Raw genomic sequence first — 16,081 nt, 5'->3', positions numbered from 1 at the left:
CCGAAGCGATTATAGGATTGTCCATGTCTGGGAGGGCAGCCTCCTTAAACTCGCATACCTACACTCCACTTTTTTCGATCTCGCGGCGCAGGTTGCGCTGGCCCTGTCTGGCCCAGCTTTTGACGGTGCCGAGGGGCGCATTGCAGGTTCTGGCGATCGTGCTCTGGCTGAGGCCGGCGTAGTAGGCAAGTTCCAGCACCTGGCGCTGGGGGGCGGGTAGCTGGCTGAGGGCGGCGCGCAGGCCGGCGGAACGCTCCTCCTCGGCACAGCGATCGAGGGGAGCAGGAGGCTGCGGCAGGCTCTGTTGATTTTTGCCCAGCCGTTCGAGGGAGCGGCGGGAGGCTTGCTGGCTGCGCAGGCGGTCGATCGAGCGCGAGCGGGTGAGGGTGCGCAAAAAACTCTCTATCGTGCCCCGGCGCGGGTCGTAGGGAAAGCGATGCCAGAGGGCAAGAAAGATTTCCTGCACCAGATCTTCCGCTTCCTGAAAGTTGCCCATGAGCCGATAGGCGGTGCGGAAGACCAGGCGGTTGTACTGCCGGTACAGCCTGTCCATTGCCTGGGATTTGCTGCACTTGAAGATTGTTGACAACTGAAAATCCGTGTTCAATGGGCCAGATTCGCAGTACATATTGGAAACTCCTTGCCGGGCTTTCTGTTGTTTGTCATGGCTCCAGAATGACGGCAGGGGCTGATCGGACGATGACGGTTTGCGCAAAAAATGGCAGCGAATCCCTGAAAGATCATTTATTTGCGCTTCAGCAAATCGTTAATCTACATTCAGGCACCATTCAGCCTGCCGCCGAGCCTGACTGTAACTGCGATGAACGCCCCACCCTGGCAAAACGCCCAACGCCTGCTGGACATCCTCTATTCGCTCAGTTACCGCACCGGCGACCTGCAGGTGTACCTGCAGACGATCGCCGATGGAGTGAGCGAACTGCTGGGGATCGACTGGTCGGTGGTCACCTTCTGCGAGGACGGCACCGAGACGGTGATGGCAAGCAGCATCGATATGGGCGAGCGCAGCCGCTATTACCCGCTGCATGGCCGCCTGACAGGTTACGTGGTCGCCACCGGCCAGACGCTCATCGTGGACGATGTCGAAAAACAGCCGGAGTACGGTCGCGGCCCCGCCGGTTATCGCTCGTACCTGGGTATTCCCCTGCGCACGCCCCAGGGCACGGTGATCGGTTCGATCTGCTCGTTTCACCGCACCGCGCGGCACTACTCGGAGGCGGAGGTGCGCATCGTCGAGATGTTCGCGGAGCGGGCGGCGATTGCCCTCGACAACTTTCATCTCTACGAGCGGGAGCGCAACTTCCACGCTTCGCTAGAAACCGAGATCCTCCAGCGCACCGAGCAGTTGCGCTCTGCCCAGGCAAAGCTGGTAGAGCGGGAGCGGCTGGCGGCGATCGGCGAATTTGCCGCGTCGATCGTCCATGAGATTCGCAATCCTCTTACGACCGTAAGCGGGGTGCTGCGCTATTTTCGCCGTCAGGTTCTGCCTGCGGCTGCCCAGGAGCGGCTGGCGCTGGCGCTGGAGGAGTCGGCCCGGCTGGAGCGGCTTTTGAGTGAAATTTTGCTCTACGCCAAGCCCCAGGTTCTGCGCCTGCACGAAGTCGATCTCACCCAGTTGGTGCAGGAAGTGATCGACTCGTTGCGTACCCAGGGCCAGCGGGTGCGCTTCGACGATCCCGGTCCGGTGCGGGTGCTGGGCGACCGCGACAAACTCAAGCAGGCTTTGATCAATATTGGCCTGAACGCCGCTCAGGCTGTCACCCCCACCGAGCCCATCACCTGGCAGCTAGCGGTCGATGGGCAGGCTCAGGTAGAACTGGCGGTCCACAACGGCGGGGAACCGATCGCCCCGGCGGATCTGCCCAGGGTTACCGAACCATTTTTTTCGACCAAACCGGCAGGAACCGGGCTGGGACTTGCGATCGTCCGGCGCATCGTCGAGGCCCACGGCGGCGAATTGCACATCCGCTCGAATCCGGCGGAAGGAACAACCATCTGTATTCGACTGCGGGCCACCGATTAGACTTCATCCATTCCCCGAACCGGGCGCGTATTCCTCATAAGTCCACCACACTTTGAGGAGCCATTCGATGTTCAAACCGACGATCCTGCTATTGAGCGCCGCCCTCGTCGTCCTGCCCGTGCAAAGCGCCTTTGCCGAACCGGTACTGCTCGCCCAGGAGGGCAGCGCCGATGTCAAGAGCGGCGGCGATTCTCCAGCCGAATTGCGCGCCTTCTTTGAAAAAGAACTCAAGAAGATGCAGGCAGAAATCGATGTCATGCGCCGGGAATTGAGTGCCATGAAGACCGAGATGGCGGCGATGAAAAAAGAATTTCCGCCGAACCGCAAATCTTAAATTCAGCGCTACTCGTGGCCAGGGAGCGGCGGGACGACCCGGAGGATGTAGCCTACGCCCCGCAGGGTCTGGATGAGCCGCGCTTCACCTTCTTTTTCGAGCTTGAGGCGCAGATTGCGGACGTAGACTTCGATGATGTTCGAGTCGCCCATAAAGTCGTAGCCCCAGACTGTTTCGAGAATGCCGCTCTTGGTCACCACCTGTCTGGGGTGGGTCAAAAAATACTCCAGCAACTCGAACTCTTTGGGCGTCAGCTCGACGCTGCGCTCACCCCGAAAAACTTCCCGCGTCAGGCGGTTGAGCCGAACGTCCTCGAAGCTGAGCACGTTTGGGTCGGCAGTTGGGGGCTGTTGCTGGCGCAGGCGCACCCGGATGCGGGCGAGCAACTCCTCGATGCTGAAGGGCTTGGTGAGGTAATCGTCCGCTCCGGCGTCTAAACCCCGGACCCGATCGCTCACTTCGTCGCGGCCCGTCAGAAAAATCACCGGCACCCGGCTGCCGGTCTTGCGCAGGCGGCAGCACACTTCCAGCCCCGACAGACCCGGCAATTCCCAATCGAGCAAAATCAGGTCCGGCGGCTCTTCCCGCGCCGCCGTCAGACCGGCGATGCCGTCGGGAGCAAGGTGGACGCGGTAGCCCTCGCTCAGCAATTCCAGTTCGACGAAGCGAGCCAGCTTCGGCTCATCTTCGACCAGTAAAATATGACCACCCACGATGCAAGCACGCTGAAAGACAGTAGCCCATCCATACTACTGCCGTCGCCCGGTGGCACAAGTAGGGCTCATCTACTGGAGCGCAGCGGCGCGTATCTCATGTAAGGCAACGGCATTCTACAGGTGCCAGGTGCCTGCCTCCTGGGAGAAGAAGCATTTTATGACAGCAGAAGAACAGAGACTGGCTGCCTCCCGTACCCGCCAGGCGCACTGGCGGCGCTGGGGACCCTATCTGTCGGAGCGCCAGTGGGGCACCGTGCGCGAGGATTACAGCGAGAACGGCACCGCCTGGGACTACCTTCCCCACGACCAGGCGAGGAGCCGCGCCTACCGCTGGGGAGAAGACGGCATCGCCGGGATCAGCGACAACCACCAGTACCTGTGTTTTGCCGTCGCCCTCTGGAACGAGGCCGATCCAATTCTCAAGGAGCGGCTGTTTGGCCTTTCGGGCAGCGAGGGCAACCACGGCGAGGACGTCAAAGAGTATTACTTCTATCTCGACAATCTCCCCAGCCATGCCTACATGAAGTACCTCTACAAGTATCCCCAGCGGGCGTTTCCCTACGCCGAACTGGTGGCGGAGAACCGGCGGCGGGGGCGGGGAGCGCCCGAGTTCGAGCTGGTAGATACCGGCGTGTTCGCCGACGATCGCTACTTCGATGTGGTGGTCGAGTACGCCAAAGCGTCCCAGGAAGACCTGCTCATCCAGATCAGCGTCACCAATCGCGGCCCAGAGGAAAAGCCCATCCACCTGCTGCCGACGCTCTGGTTTCGCAACACCTGGTCGTGGCAGCCGGAGAGTCCAAGACCCAGCCTGCGGGGGCTCGACGCCGAGACGCCCTGCCGCTGCGTCGAGGCTGACCACCCGATTCTGGGCAAGCGCTGGCTCTACTGCGAGGGCCCACGAGAACTGCTTTTTACGGAGAACGAGACCAACAACGAGCGTCTCTTCGGCGCGCCCAACCGCTCCCCCTACGTCAAGGACGCCTTTCACGCCTGCGTCGTGGATGGGCAGACCGGCGCGGTCAACCCAGAAGCAGTCGGCACGAAGGTGGCCGCCCACTACGTCTCGACGATCCGCCCCGGCAAGACGAAGGTGGTCCGCCTGCGATTGAGCAACGCTGCTGATCTCGCCGATCCGTTCGACAGCGACTTCGAGATGGTCTTTCGCGAGCGGATCGAGGAGGCGGACGCCTTTTATCAGCGCCTCGCCCCCGCCGGGCTGAGCGAGGAGGAGCGCCAGATCCAGCGCCAGGCGTTTGCCGGAATGCTCTGGAACAAGCAGTACTACCACTTTGTCGTCGAGCAGTGGCTCGCGGGCGACCCGGCAGGACCGCCCCCGCCTGCTGAGCGCCGCCGGGGCCGCAACCACGAGTGGTTCCACCTCTACAACGAGGACATCCTCTCGATGCCCGACAAGTGGGAGTACCCCTGGTTCGCCGCCTGGGATCTGGCCTTCCACGCAGTTTCTCTGGCACTCATCGATCCGGACTTTGCCAAAAGCCAGCTCGAACTATTGACCCGCGAATGGTACATGCACCCCAATGGCCAGATTCCGGCCTACGAGTGGCAGTTCGGCGACGTCAACCCGCCCGTCCACGCCTGGGCGACACTGGAGGTCTACCAGATCGAGCAGCAAATCTATGGCCGCACCGACCGCGTGTTTCTGGAGCGCGTCTTTCAAAAGTTGCTGCTCAACTTTACCTGGTGGGTGAACCGCAAGGACGCCGAAGGAAAAAACGTCTTCCAGGGAGGCTTTTTAGGTCTCGACAACATCGGCGTCTTCGATCGCAGCGCCCGGCTACCGACCGGCGGCCACATCGATCAGTGCGACGGCACCAGCTGGATGGGCATGTACTGCCTGAACATGCTCGCCATCGCGATCGAGCTGGCCCTCGAAAACCCCGCCTACGAGGACATCGCGAGCAAATTCTTCGAGCATTTTCTCTACATCGCCGACGCGATGAACCACATCGGCGGCGAGGACATCGAGCTATGGGACGAAGAGGACGGCTTTTACTACGACGTGCTGCACCTCGAAGACGACCGGCACCTGCGCCTGAAGGTGCGCTCGCTGGTGGGCCTGATACCGCTTCTGGCGATCGAGACCCTCGGCCCCCAGACTCTCGAACGGCTGCCGGGCTTCAAGCGTCGCCTGGAGTGGTTCATCCACAACCGGCCCGATCTGAGGCAAAACGTCGCCTGCATGGAGACGCCGGGCGTCGGTGCCCACCGACTGCTTGCCATCGTCAACCGCGACAAACTCCGGCAAATCCTGGGCCGCCTGCTCGACGAGAGCGAATTTTTAAGCCCCCACGGCATCCGGGCCATCTCCCGCTGCCACGCCCGCGAGCCCTATCTCTTCGAAACAGATGGGACGCTCCACCGGGTCGATTACGAGCCTGCCGAATCGAGTAGTGGCCTGTTTGGCGGCAATTCCAACTGGCGGGGGCCGGTCTGGTTTCCGGTAAATTACCTGCTCATCGGCGCACTGCAGCGCTTCTACCGCTATTGGGGAGACAGCTTCCAGATAGAATGCCCGACCGGCACAGGCCAGTATCAAACCCTCGACGAGGTCGCCGCCGAACTCTCCCGCCGCCTCGTCTCGATCTTCAAAACCGACCCCCAGGGACAGCGGCCCGTCTTCGGCGGTACCCACCTGCCCTTCCAGCCCGAGCTATTGCTTTTCTATGAGTACTTCCACGGCGACAACGGTGCTGGCATCGGTGCCAGCCACCAGACCGGCTGGACGGGCCTGGTGGCCAACTTGATCTCTCAGCTTGCTACCCGGCGCTCCCCGGCCACCGTCACCCCTCACCCACCTGGCCCCAAAAGGGGCCAGCCCCTCTCCCACAAGGGGCGAGGGGAGTAAGACAAATCCAGAACTTACTTCGCCGAGCCAGTGGGCAGCCCAGTTACAGTGAACCCCCCTTTCCCCTCTTTCCCCGGCGGGGGAAGGAGGGGAAAGGGGGGCAGGGGGGTATGGGGAGGTGGGGGACATTTCCAGCTATACTCAAAAACAACAAGCGACGAAAGCAATCTCTCTATCGCCCCAGAAGCGCAGCGGTGGATTCAAATCCTCTAGAACGTGGCAGTGGAGAAGACAGGTATGGAGCGGGTAGACGCAGTAATTGTCGGCAGCGGACAGGGCGGCGTCCCCCTGGCCGCAGATCTGGCGGCGGCGGGCAAACAGGTCGTGCTCTTCGAGCGCCGCAGCCTGGGCGGCAGTTGCATCAACTACGGCTGCACCCCCTCCAAAGCATTTCTGGCCGCCGCCCACGCCGCCGGGCGGGCAAGACAGGCCGCCGCCCTTGGCATCCACGCCGAGGTCAGAGTCGATTTTGCCCAGGTGATGGAGCGGGTACGCAGCATCCGCGACCGCTTCAACCAGGGGGTCGAGCAGCGCCTCGTAAAAGCAGGCGTGCGCGTCGTGCGCGCCGAAGGCCGCTTCAGCGACGGCCAGACGATCACCGGCGGCGGGGTGAGCGTCCAGGCACCGCTCATCGTCCTCAACACCGGCACCTCGCCCCAACTGCCCGAGATCCCTGGCCTGAGGGAGGTGCCCGTCCTCACCAACCTCAACTTCTTCGATCAAAAGAACCTGCCCGAGCACACCATCGTCCTCGGAGGCGGCTACATCGGCCTGGAACTGGGCCAGGGGCTGGCCCGCCTCGGCAGCAAAGTGCATCTTGTCCACCGCCACGCGCACCTGCTCAATAGCGAAGCGCAGCAAGTCAGCGACGTTTTGGCCGAGGCTTTTCACCGCGACAATATCGACCTGCACCTCGGGGTCAGAGTCGATCAACTGCACTACGAACAGGGCATCTACACTCTCCATCTAAGCGACGGTTCTACCCTGACAGGCGAAGCGCTCCTGGTCGCCACTGGCCGCAGACCCAACACCGATGCCCTCGACGCCCCCGCCGCCGGTGTCGAACTGGACGAGCAGGGCTACGTGAAGATCGACGAGCAGTTTCGGACGACGGCCCCCGGCGTCTACGCCATCGGCGACGTTGCCGGTCAACCGGCCTTTACCCACGTCTCCTGGGAGGACTACCGCCGCCTCACAGCCATCCTCAAAGGCGAGGATCGCCGCCGCGACGACCGGGTACTCGGCTATGCCGTCTACACCGAGCCCCAGGTGGGCCGGGTCGGATTCACCGGTGAGCAGGCCAAAAAACAGGGTTTTAAGACCCGCGCCGTCACTTTGCCCATGACCTACATCGCCCGCGCCATCGAGTGGGGACACGACTTGGGCTTTTATCAACTGGTGGTCGATAGTGAGACCGATCGCATCCTCGGGGCGACGCTGGTGGGCTACGAGGCCGCCGAACTGGTGCATGTGCTGCTCGCCCACATGCAGGCCGGTTCAAGCTGGCAACTGCTTGAGCAGTCGGTCCACATCCATCCGACCTACGGCGAAGCGCTGCCGAGCCTCGCCCGCCTGCTGACTTAAAGTGCGCTGTACCGCGAGGAGGAAGCGCCACTGGCGCTAAACTTCTACCATCGAAGTCTTGGGAGGAAAGCGAGATGTCTGAAAAAATGCACGCCGATCGCATCGAAGGGGCGGGTGAGCCGTACCCGGACCAGTTGAGCCGCTGCGACGAGCTGGATGTGCTCGAATCGGCGATCACCCTGCACCAGAAACTGCGCCTTCAACTTAAAGATTTTCACGAACAGATCGTCGTCGAACCCGTCGATCTGGTGACCCACGACGGCACCGAGTTCCTGCACTACAAAATGGGCGACCGGCAAGAAACTCTCGATGTCAACCGCATCCACGCCGTCGAGGTCGTCCAGGACTGAGGGCAAAAAGATGCCTCAGTCGCCCTGCTGCTCGGGCGTTGCGGCGAGGCGTTCGAGCCTCGCCTTGAGCGTATCGAGTTCGGCGTTCGCTTCAAATTTTTGCAGTTCGCTCACAAAATCGGTCACACCCTTGAACTTGCGGTAGACCGAGGCGAAGCGCACGTAGGCGACCTCGTTGAGGGGCTTGAGCAGACTGAGGACGATTTCACCGATCTCAGCGCTCGTCACCTCGCGACTGGAGCGCTGCTGCAGCTCGGCCTGCAGGTCATCGACGAGTTGCTCGATGAGTTCAGGTGGAACATCGGTCTTTTCGCAGGCAATCGTCACGCCGCGCAGCACCTTGGAGCGGTCGAAGTTTTCGCGTCGCCCGTTGCGCTTGATCACGACGGTCGGGACAAATTCGATGCGCTCGTAGGTGGTGAAGCGCCGACGGCACTGCTTGCACTCGCGGCGGCGGCGCACACTCTCCCCTTCCTCGGCCAATCGGGACTCGAGGACACGGTTATCGGAGTAGGAGCAAAACGGGCAAAGCATAATTACCGACTATTGAATCAGTTTCGGGGGCGAAACTGGTTAGCTGACAAGATTTTGTTGCAGAAGTTTACACCAGCGGGCAGCGAGGGGAGCCTCGGTAAACGGTATAGATATTTGCCTCTGGGGATCAGCGAGGGTAAGGCGGAGGGCGATTTGCCGGGCTTTTGCCGGTGGAGTTTCTGGGCTGATTGGCCTGCCATCGATGTAAAGAGAAACGTCCTTGACTGTCTGCAGCGAGACAGACTGCAGATCGATAGGACCCTTGCGCGTCGGTCGTCCCCAGACCAGCCGATTGTCCTTGCGGCCAGCGACGGCGAGCAGGTCGTACTTGGCGTTGTCAAAGTCCTGTGCCCACTGGCTATACGCCTGAACTTTCTGGTACTCGTTCCAGCCCGCCCAGGCCAGATAGCCAAACAGGGCGAGCAGGGGCAACCAGATCAGAGCATGGATCATGCTGCACCGCGCAAATCTATCTCTATCTTAGCCAGTGATACGATCCAGCCAGGATAGCCCTAGCTGGATCCTGTTCACCCTGCGGTGTAGATGAAAAGCAACTGGTTTTTTCTGGCGATGCTCGCCTTTGTGCCGGTCTCGATCGCAGCGGAACTGCTGCACTGGGATCCGGTCGTCATCTTTACGACCTCGGTGCTCGCGATCGTGCCGCTGGCCAAATTTATGGGCCAGGCCACCGAAGAAATTGCCGTGGTGAGCGGGCCGACGATCGGTGGTCTGCTCAACGCCACCTTCGGCAACGCCACCGAACTGATCATCGCCCTGGTGGCGCTCAACGCCGGGCTTTACTCGGTCGTCAAAGCCAGCCTCACAGGCTCGATCATCGGCAACATATTGCTGGTGGTGGGACTGGCGGTGTTCTTAGGCGGTCTGAAGTTCAAGGAGCAGGAGTTCCAGCCCATCGTCGCCCGATTGAACGCTTCCTTGATGACGCTGGCGGTGATCGCGATGCTCTTGCCGGCGGCGGTCCACGCTACGACGCCGCAACTGGTGCCGGGGGCGATTCGCAACCTGTCGCTTGCGACGGCCCTGATTCTTATTACTGTCTACATTTTGAGTCTCATCTTCTCGCTGCGCACCCACAGTTACCTGTACGAACTGGTCGAGGGAGAAGAAGAAGAGCATCCACGATCGAAGGTGAACGTGCCGCTGGCGGTGGCGACGCTTTTAGGGGCGACGGTGCTCATCGCCTTCGAGTCCGAGTTTCTGGTGGGGGCAATCGAGAAGACGACCAGCGCCCTCGGGCTGACTGAACTGTTTGTCGGTGTGATTATCGTGCCGCTGGTGGGCAACGCTGCCGAGCACGCCACCGCCGTCACCGTGGCGATGAAGAACAAGATGGACCTGGCCCTCACGATCGCGATCGGCTCCAGCCTGCAGATTGCCATGTTCGTTGCCCCGGTGCTCGTGCTGGCGGGTTGGGCGATGGGCAGGCCGATGGACCTCGACTTCAACCTCTTCGAGGTGGTGGCGGTGATCGTCTCTGTGACGATCGTCAACTCCGTCGCCAGCGATGGCCGCTCCAACTGGCTCGAAGGGGTACAACTGCTTGCCACCTACGCGATCGTCGCCTTCGCCTTTCTCTTTCATCCTTGAGAGTGTCCGAAAAGATAGACTAAAAGCCACCGTGCCGCTTGGGTGAAGCGATGAGTGCCTTCAAACCAGGTTCCCCATTTCCGACGCCGCTGGCAGACCCCTCCTTGCCAACGATGTACGATTTACCAAGCGAGAACCCCGAGGAGCCCGGTTTGCCCGACCAGTTCCACGACTGGCAGCCCCAACTGCTCAGCCAGACCTTCAAGCCAAAGACCGTGCCCATCGATCAGGTGCTCACTGCCGCCGACTTGAATATCTACTACGACTCAGCGACCACCCGCTACTACAAGCGTCCGGACTGGTTCGCCGCCGTCGGTGTGCCTCGCTTCGTCGAAGGGGGCCGCCTCAGCTATGTGCGCTGGCAGGAAGGGCGCTCGCCCCTCGTCGTCGTCGAACTGCTTTCCCCCAACACGATCGAAGAGGACCAGGGGCTGACGCTGCGCGGCCAGCAACCGCCCTCGAAGTGGGAAGTGTACGAGCAAATATTGCAGGTGCCCTACTACGTGCTCTTCAACCGGGTAGACGACACACTCCAGATATTCCGGCTCGAAGACGGGTTTTACCAGGAGCAAGCCGAGAGTCGTCTGTGGATAGCAGAGCTGCAGATTGGCCTGGGCTTGTGGAGGGGGAGATTTGCCGACTGGGAGCGGCAGTGGTTGCGGTGGTACGACAGTGAAGGGCAGTGGATCCCTACCGAGCAGGAAAAGCGGATTCAGGAGCAGCAGCGAGCCGAACTGGAGCGGCAACGGGCAGACTTGGCAGAGCAACGTGCTAGAGAAGCTGAACAACGCACCCAGGCACTTATCGAACGACTCAAAGCAGCAGGAATCGATCCAGAGAGTATGTAGGCTGCTCTCGCATGGTTTACTTTGTTGTTCGTGCGCTATCCGAGTTATTTAAGTCCTTGTGATTCTCAAGATATTTCATGGCCAGTCCTGCAATTTCTCGAGCAAAGACTACGAACAATAGTCGGAGACCATTAGGGAGTGGTATACGTGGCGGTTAGCTGATTGATTCAACTTCTCTTTGTATGTAGTTTCTAAAGGCTTACAATCTTTAAAATGATTTAGTTAGCTTCATCCCAGGCTGCAGAAAATGAGTCGATTCGTCCTCTCGATACTAACTTTTGATGAGCATCAACTACTTTCCTTGCTAGTTGACGAGATAAACTTTGCGTTTTCAATACTCTTTTGAAATCGAAGTTAGCACCTTCTTCACTAAATTCTCCATTGAGATCGACGACTAAATCTATAATCAGTTGTTGAATACACGTAATCAATTTTTGCAAATCTTTTTCGGTGTCATAAAACGTCTCAGGTTTGCGACAAAACTTCTTGCCAATCGGGTCTGAGTCAAGTATCTCGCGTAAGATATATAAAATAAAGAACTTAGTCATTTGGTAGCGGCCAAAAATCTGAGGCTCAATAGTGTTCAAGTGCCTTTCAATCTCGTTCATTACTTCAAATAGAGTAACTATCCTGCCACCATTTACTTCTGGTCGAGCAAATATTTCCTGATGCATTTCATCAAATATTTTATATGATTGATGTACTGTCCAAGGTTGCTTTAAATCAAACACAATCAACAATTTGCCAGCAAGTTCACTATCAATGATAACTGCTTCTCCAGGATCATCGCCACGTTTGATTTGATAAAAATATTTAGGGTAGTTCTGTCTAATCTCATTTTGAAGCCTAACTTGCACAATACTATTCGAGCGAAAATCCCTTGCTTTTACACCATTTTGATTATTGCTATTGTATGTAATTTTTGATAATAACTGATCTGACCCAGGTTGGATCTCTACTATCCTCGTAAGTATTTTCAAATCAGGTGTTACTTGCATACGTTTATCGTACAGGCAAGACAGACTCTGGCATCCGTTGACAACTGCATAACCCTGAATTTTTATTTTGCCTTTTTCAGAATCTACATCAACCCTACTACAAATGATTGTAATCCCATTGTGGTAAAGTATAAACTGATTATGTTCATTCAAATCTCCTATACTCTTTGTGATATCCTTGTTTACTTTAGTCTTACCAAGACTCTTTCTTACGTTCAAATCAAAAATCTTCTGGTTATCGATACCATCTAGATGTACAAGATCTGTAGCGGATATCGGTGCAATTATAACTCTTGCCCTGTTACCTACGTTATAGTCAATTATATTGGTGTAAGAAATGTCGAAAGACGCTTCGGTTGTAGAGGGAATCGCTCGCTCTCCGGGGACGTACATTCTCTCTATAAGAGTCTTATCCCATACTTTTAATTCAACGTTTTTATCCGCGATATTAGTATCACTCTCAAGTGATTCCAAGTAGTTATCAGAGTCAACATTCTTTGCCATGTTAGTTACAAAAATTCCTCGTATAGGGTAGCCTCTTTCAAAGAAGCTCCGTTTTTCCAGAAGGAGGCCCTTAAGCTGAGGATTTGAAGCAGTTGCGATTAATAAATCTACTTTATCAATTGTTTGAAATTGATGAAGTGTTCCTAAAAACTCTTTTAGTACAACATCGCCTAGTGTCCTTGAAGAATTCTGTGTAATTTTTGTTTGAAAAACGTCTATGTACTCTTCATGTTCATCCACATATATTCCATCAATTCCTCTATCTTGAGGTCCATCACAAACAATATCTTCGACCAACATTTGATCAAGTCTATATATGTGTACCAAAAACCAGTGAAGAAAAGCTGCGGATTCAGTACGTCCTGAAACTAGATATGGATGTATCAGGGTAAGCATACTATTATACGTAAGATCAATGAGCTGGATGCTGTTAAATTGCTGTGACATCTTTTCGACCAAGGCCACGAGTATTCTAGATAGAGCTTCTCAAACAGCACATCGCTTGTCAAGATTGTCGTGACTATCTTATCCAGATTTAAATAAGCTTCTGCTTCTTAAGATAAGAAGATCTTCTTATCTAACGAACAAGGGTAAAGCATGGGTGACAAGTTAAGGTAATCATGTTTTTGTCAAGCCTGCCGCTTTGCTAGTTTAGGCGGCATGACAACCAACAAGAAGACTCGTCACCCTGACCACGTGCGCTCCCGCCGCATGAGCGCTCCCACCAGTGAGCAGATTGAAGAGCACCTCACCCTGCTTCTCAAGCCTGCGGTCTACAGCCAACTTGCCAGCTATCGCCAACTGGGCCTACGCGAGCGCATTCTCTCCTTGCCACTGATGGTCGCAGCCACGCTCACCCTCATCTGGCGGCAGGTACCCTCAGTCCATGAACTGGCCCGGATGCTCGCAAGAGACAATCTCCTCTGGTGTACGGCGGTCGATGTCTCTCAGCAAGCTTTGTCCCAGCGTCTGCTGGCATTTGCTGCAGGATTGTTCGCTTCTGTCCTGCAAGCATTGCTTCCCACCCTCCAGCAACGTCAGCAACAGCGCACCCGTCCCCTACCCGTCGCCCTCCAAATCGCAAAAAAACACTTTGAGGCGCTCTGGATAGCAGACGGCTCGACGCTCGAAGCGGTGTTCCGCAAACTCGACAGCCTCCAGGAGCAACCCGCAGGAGTGCTTGGGGGGAAGATTTGCACGCTGCTGGACATGTGTACTCATCTGCCGGTGGATGTATGGTTTGAGGAGCAGCCACTGGCCCATGACACCACTTTCTGGCCAGCCTTACATTCCCGCGTCCGTCCGGGCATATTGCTGGTTTTGGACCGGGGGTTTTATGACTTTGGCGAGTTCGCCCGTGTTCTTGCAGGTGGTGGCCAGTTTCTGAGTCGGATGAAGAAAAACACGACTTATGTGGTGGTCGAAAGCCTTTCTAAAAGTGCCTACCACCGGGAGCGCACCATTTTGCTCACCTCCAGCAAGGGAGAGTTGCCTGTGCTGCGATTGGTAGAAGTGAAGCAGGGCAATACCTGGTACAGCTATCTGACCTCGGTGCTCGACCCAACCGTGTTGCCGCCTTTTGTCGTAGCAGATTTGTATAGTAGACGCTGGAATATTGAGACAGCTTTTGGCATCGTTAAGCGCTTGTTGGGGTTGTCGTACCTGTGGACCGGTTCAATCAATGGCGTGCAATTACAAGTCTGGGCGAGTTGGCTGTTTTACAGTGTGCTGGTGGACTTGAGCGATGCGGTGGCAGAGGCGTTGTCTGTCGAGTACGAGCGGATTTCGCAGGAGATGGTGTATCGGGGGCTGTATCACTTTTGCAATGCCGCCAATCGTGGGATAGCCAGTGATGTAGTCGAGTATTTGTCAGCGCCGAAGAACAAAGATTTGGGTGTGCTCAAGACGATCCGAAAACCAGAAGTCCGCCTCAATGTTGCTCCTCACCCTACTTGACAAACCGTCCGTGACCTTAACTTGTCACGGATGAGGGTAAAGGATTAATGTAATGCTCCCTGCTTGGTAATGAAATCAGATAGCTCTCGGGGAAGCAGGTTGGGCCAGGCTCTCAATGCTGTCGAAGGAGAGGTTAAAGTCGCGGGCCACCTCGCGGGCGGTCATCTTGGCGGACATCATCACCGCCGGGGTGCCGCCCCCCGGTTGAGCGTTTGCTCCAACTAAGTAGAAGTTGGAGATGTCTCCGCACTTGTTGTGGGGCCGGAAGTAGGCCGATTGCCAGAGCACCGGCTCGACGCCGAAGCCGTTGCCCAGCCAACTGTTGAGGGTGTGCTCGAAGTAGTCGGGGGTGATGCAGCTCTTGTAGACCAGCCGCTCGCGCAGTCCCGGAATGTAGCCCCGATCGTCGAGGAAGCCCAGCACTGTGTCTACGAAGGGGTCGGTGATCTTCGACCAGTCGAGGCCGCTGCCGTTGTGGGGAACGGGCACCAGGGTGTAGGCGCAGTGGTGGCCTGCCGGGGCGAGGCTGGGGTCGGTAATCGAAGGGATGTGCAGGTACTGGGAGAAGTCGGATGCCAGCACCTTGCGGCTGAAGATGTCTTTTAGCAGTTCTTCGTAGCGGGGGCCGAGGATGATGTTGTGGTGGCGCAGGTCGAGATCCAATCCGTCGGCCCGGAAGCCGAAGTAGATCACCAGCAGCGACATCGACTGGCGGGAGAGCTTCAGGCGCACGTCCGGGTGGGAGGGACGGTGGGGGCGGTCGATGAGCTTTAAGTAAGTGTTCACGTAGTCGCCGTTGGAGGCGACGAGGTCGGCAGGGTAGCGGCTGCCATTGGCGAGCAGGACGGCAGTGGCCCGACGGTCTTTGCCGCTGCCGGTCACTTCGATACGCGCCACTTCGCTCTGGTAGCGGATCGTGCCCCCCAATTCCTCGAACTTGCGCACGAAGCCCTGCACCAACGCCCCGGTGCCGCCCATCGCAAAGTGGATGCCCCAGGTCTTCTCGACGAAGTGGATCATCGCGTAGATAGCCGGTACAGCCAGAGGATTGCCGCCGATGAGCAGGGGCTCGAAGCTGAAGACCTGCCGGAGCTTGTCGCTTTTGAAGTAGCGCTTGACGAACGAGAACAAAGGCCGCACGGCGTCGAGTTTGACCAGATCCGGGGCGATGCGCAGCATCGAGGGGATGTCGCGAAAGTAAGTAAAGCCCAGTTCGAGAAAGCCGCGCTGGAAGATCGCTCTGGCGTCGCGATGAAAGCGCTCGTAGCCTTCTAGATCGTCGGGGGCGAGGGCGCGGATCTGCTCGCGGGTGTGCTCCGGGTCGCCGTCGTAGTCGAAGTACGCCCCGTCCTCGAAGTAGATGCGGTAAAAAGGCAGAATCGGAATAATTTTGACGTATCTGGAAGTAGCCGGTCCGCCACTTACGCCGGAACGGATGCGGCTATTTTCTGCCAGCACCGAAGCGGGAAAATCCGGCGCGTCGAGGGCGGGCCGGTCGCGCTCCAGGGCAAACAGTTCTTCGATAAAGTGGGGCACCGTGATCACAGTCGGACCCATATCGAAGGTAAAGCCCGCAGCCCGGCGCACGTAGGCCCGCCCGCCCGGCCCGTCGAGCTTCTCAAATATCGTTGTCTCGAAACCCAGGCTCTGCAAACGGATACCCAGGGCCAGCCCGCCGATGCCCGAACCGACAATGATTGCCTTCTTGCGCTCCAAAGCCTTCCCCCGACTGCTCCAGC

General features: G+C 57.6%; 14 protein-coding genes. 8 read left to right on the top strand and 6 right to left on the bottom strand.

Annotated features, from left to right (window positions below):
* Positions 1–58 precede the first annotated feature (58 nt).
* Positions 59–553, bottom strand: a complete 495-nt coding sequence (locus tag GKIL_RS08985; protein ID WP_051382741.1) for a sigma-70 family RNA polymerase sigma factor — start codon at positions 551–553, stop codon at positions 59–61.
* A 267-nt stretch (positions 554–820) separates the two neighbouring features.
* On the opposite strand from GKIL_RS08985, the gene GKIL_RS08980 reads away from it, so the two are divergent.
* Positions 821–2,041 (top strand): GAF domain-containing sensor histidine kinase, encoded by a 1,221-nt coding sequence (locus GKIL_RS08980; RefSeq protein WP_023173218.1) that lies wholly within the window; start codon positions 821–823, stop codon positions 2,039–2,041.
* A 67-nt stretch (positions 2,042–2,108) separates the two neighbouring features.
* The gene (locus GKIL_RS08975; protein ID WP_023173217.1) at positions 2,109–2,375 is read left to right on the top strand and encodes a hypothetical protein; all 267 of its coding nucleotides are present in this window, start codon (positions 2,109–2,111) and stop codon (positions 2,373–2,375) included.
* An 8-nt stretch (positions 2,376–2,383) separates the two neighbouring features.
* On the opposite strand, the gene GKIL_RS08970 is transcribed toward GKIL_RS08975, so the two are convergent.
* A complete protein-coding gene (locus GKIL_RS08970; protein ID WP_023173216.1) occupies positions 2,384–3,088 on the bottom strand; it encodes a response regulator transcription factor in 705 nt (234 codons plus the stop codon).
* Positions 3,089–3,248: 160 nt separating this feature from the next.
* Between GKIL_RS08970 and GKIL_RS08965 the strand changes: the two genes are divergently transcribed.
* The 3 genes from GKIL_RS08965 to GKIL_RS08955 all read left to right on the top strand — a co-directional run bounded on the left by GKIL_RS08965 (position 3,249) and on the right by GKIL_RS08955 (position 7,894).
* Entirely contained in the window at positions 3,249–5,960 is a 2,712-nt protein-coding gene (locus GKIL_RS08965) for an MGH1-like glycoside hydrolase domain-containing protein (RefSeq protein ID WP_223173817.1), read from the top strand.
* Positions 5,961–6,197: 237 nt separating this feature from the next.
* Positions 6,198–7,544, top strand: coding sequence for an FAD-dependent oxidoreductase (locus tag GKIL_RS08960; RefSeq protein WP_023173214.1), 1,347 nt, complete (start codon positions 6,198–6,200; stop codon positions 7,542–7,544).
* Between the two features lie 74 nt (positions 7,545–7,618).
* Positions 7,619–7,894 (top strand): hypothetical protein, encoded by a 276-nt coding sequence (locus GKIL_RS08955; protein ID WP_023173213.1) that lies wholly within the window; start codon positions 7,619–7,621, stop codon positions 7,892–7,894.
* 15 nt (positions 7,895–7,909) lie between these two features.
* Here the strand turns inward: GKIL_RS08955 and nrdR are convergent, their stop codons facing one another.
* Positions 7,910–8,428 carry a transcriptional regulator NrdR gene (gene nrdR / locus GKIL_RS08950; RefSeq protein ID WP_023173212.1) on the bottom strand — a complete coding sequence of 173 codons (519 nt, stop codon included), beginning with the start codon at positions 8,426–8,428 and terminating at the stop codon, positions 7,910–7,912.
* Between the two features lie 39 nt (positions 8,429–8,467).
* Positions 8,468–8,881: a hypothetical protein gene (locus GKIL_RS08945; protein ID WP_023173211.1), complete on the bottom strand. Its 414-nt coding sequence runs from the start codon at positions 8,879–8,881 to the stop codon at positions 8,468–8,470.
* A 90-nt stretch (positions 8,882–8,971) separates the two neighbouring features.
* On the opposite strand from GKIL_RS08945, the gene cax reads away from it, so the two are divergent.
* Both cax and GKIL_RS08935 read left to right on the top strand, forming a co-directional pair.
* Positions 8,972–10,036, top strand: coding sequence for a calcium/proton exchanger (cax, locus tag GKIL_RS08940; protein WP_023173210.1), 1,065 nt, complete (start codon positions 8,972–8,974; stop codon positions 10,034–10,036).
* Positions 10,037–10,086: 50 nt separating this feature from the next.
* On the top strand, positions 10,087–10,884 hold the full coding sequence (locus tag GKIL_RS08935; protein ID WP_023173209.1) for a Uma2 family endonuclease: 798 nt from the start codon (positions 10,087–10,089) through the stop codon (positions 10,882–10,884).
* A 218-nt stretch (positions 10,885–11,102) separates the two neighbouring features.
* On the opposite strand, the gene GKIL_RS08930 is transcribed toward GKIL_RS08935, so the two are convergent.
* Complete coding sequence (locus GKIL_RS08930; RefSeq protein ID WP_223173816.1) at positions 11,103–12,851, bottom strand: AIPR family protein; 1,749 nt, start codon at positions 12,849–12,851, stop codon at positions 11,103–11,105.
* Positions 12,852–13,046: 195 nt separating this feature from the next.
* Between GKIL_RS08930 and GKIL_RS08925 the strand changes: the two genes are divergently transcribed.
* Positions 13,047–14,342 (top strand): IS4 family transposase, encoded by a 1,296-nt coding sequence (locus tag GKIL_RS08925; protein ID WP_023173207.1) that lies wholly within the window; start codon positions 13,047–13,049, stop codon positions 14,340–14,342.
* A 75-nt stretch (positions 14,343–14,417) separates the two neighbouring features.
* Here GKIL_RS08925 and crtI read toward each other — a convergent pair whose 3' ends face one another.
* Entirely contained in the window at positions 14,418–16,058 is a 1,641-nt protein-coding gene (gene crtI, locus GKIL_RS08920) for a 15-cis-phytoene desaturase CrtI (RefSeq protein WP_023173206.1), read from the bottom strand.
* Positions 16,059–16,081 lie beyond the last annotated feature (23 nt).

The sequence above is a fragment of the Gloeobacter kilaueensis JS1 genome, from assembly GCF_000484535.1.
In the GTDB taxonomy this organism is placed as follows: Bacteria; Cyanobacteriota; Cyanobacteriia; order Gloeobacterales; family Gloeobacteraceae; genus Gloeobacter; species Gloeobacter kilaueensis.
Note: the sequence above shows the minus strand (reverse complement) of the source record. Positions and strands in the feature narration are given on the sequence as shown.

What these genes read in the sequence shown, in the direction of transcription:
- GKIL_RS08960 (WP_023173214.1), top strand. Translation starts at nt 6,198, where the DNA reads ATGGAGCGGGTAGACGCAGTAATTGTCGGCAGCGGACAGGGCGGCGTC.
- GKIL_RS08925 (WP_023173207.1), top strand. Translation starts at nt 13,047, where the DNA reads ATGACAACCAACAAGAAGACTCGTCACCCTGACCACGTGCGCTCCCGC.
- GKIL_RS08985 (WP_051382741.1), bottom strand. Translation starts at nt 553, where the DNA reads ATGGACAGGCTGTACCGGCAGTACAACCGCCTGGTCTTCCGCACCGCC.
- GKIL_RS08965 (WP_223173817.1), top strand. Translation starts at nt 3,249, where the DNA reads ATGACAGCAGAAGAACAGAGACTGGCTGCCTCCCGTACCCGCCAGGCG.
- GKIL_RS08975 (WP_023173217.1), top strand. Translation starts at nt 2,109, where the DNA reads ATGTTCAAACCGACGATCCTGCTATTGAGCGCCGCCCTCGTCGTCCTG.
- nrdR (WP_023173212.1), bottom strand. Translation starts at nt 8,428, where the DNA reads ATGCTTTGCCCGTTTTGCTCCTACTCCGATAACCGTGTCCTCGAGTCC.
- cax (WP_023173210.1), top strand. Translation starts at nt 8,972, where the DNA reads ATGAAAAGCAACTGGTTTTTTCTGGCGATGCTCGCCTTTGTGCCGGTC.
- GKIL_RS08955 (WP_023173213.1), top strand. Translation starts at nt 7,619, where the DNA reads ATGTCTGAAAAAATGCACGCCGATCGCATCGAAGGGGCGGGTGAGCCG.
- GKIL_RS08980 (WP_023173218.1), top strand. Translation starts at nt 821, where the DNA reads ATGAACGCCCCACCCTGGCAAAACGCCCAACGCCTGCTGGACATCCTC.
- GKIL_RS08945 (WP_023173211.1), bottom strand. Translation starts at nt 8,881, where the DNA reads ATGATCCATGCTCTGATCTGGTTGCCCCTGCTCGCCCTGTTTGGCTAT.
- GKIL_RS08935 (WP_023173209.1), top strand. Translation starts at nt 10,087, where the DNA reads ATGAGTGCCTTCAAACCAGGTTCCCCATTTCCGACGCCGCTGGCAGAC.